A 908-nucleotide genomic window follows, 5' to 3' on the forward strand; every position below is an offset into this window, starting at 1 on the left:
GGCGACCCCGCCGCCCTCGACCGCCTCCTTGCCCTGCTCGAACCCGAGGACGTCCGCGTCCGCCGCATCGCGGTCGACTACGCCTCGCACTCCTCGCACGTCGACTCGGTGCGCGACGAACTGCTGGAGGTGCTGGCCCCGGTCCGGCCGCGCTCCGGGGACGTCCCGTTCCACTCGACCGTCACCGGAGAGGCACTCCGCACCACGGAGCTCGACGCCGCCTACTGGGTGCGCAACCTGCGCCGGACCGTCGAGTTCACCACCGCCGTCGAAGGACTCGCCGCCGACGGCCACAGCCTGTTCGTCGAGATGAGCCCGCACCCCGTGCTCACCATGGCCGTGGAGGAGACCGCCGACGACTCCCTCTCGGCCGTCGGCTCCCTGCGCCGCGACGACGGCGGGCCCCGCCGCTTCCTCACCTCGCTGGCCGAGGCGCACGTCCGCGGCGCGGACATCGACTGGGCCCCCGTCTTTCCCGGCGCGCACGTCGTGGACCTGCCCACCTACGCCTTCCAGCACCGGCACCACTGGCTCGACGGCGCCACGGCGCGCCCCGCCGTCGCCGACCACCCGCTCGCCGCGACCGTGGAACGCCTCGCCGACGGCGACGGCGCCCTGCTGACCGGACTGCTCTCCCGGTCCACCGCGCCCTGGATCCCGGACCACGCCGTCGCCGGTGACGTCCTGCTGCCCGGCACCGCCTTCGTCGAACTGCTGCTGCGCGCCGGTGAACAGGTCGGCTGCGCCCGCCTGGAGGACCTCACGCTCCAGGCCCCGCTGCCGCTGCCCGGCGACGGGTCCGCGGTGCGCCTGCAGATCTCCGTCCGCGAACCGGAGGAGAGCACCGGCTCCCGCCCCTTCACCGTGCACACCCGCCCGGCCGGCAGCGCGCCCGACTCCCCCTGGAC

At 75.2% G+C, this 908-nt stretch carries 1 protein-coding gene; it reads left to right on the forward strand.

Translation table 11 applies throughout. From position 1 onward, the window contains the following. Positions 1 to 908: acyltransferase domain-containing protein (locus HET64_RS38535; protein ID WP_215111867.1), on the forward strand; the 908-nt coding region annotated here is incomplete at both ends.

This window comes from Streptomyces sp. McG3 (assembly GCF_018619185.1).
Classification (GTDB): Bacteria; Actinomycetota; Actinomycetes; order Streptomycetales; family Streptomycetaceae; genus Streptomyces.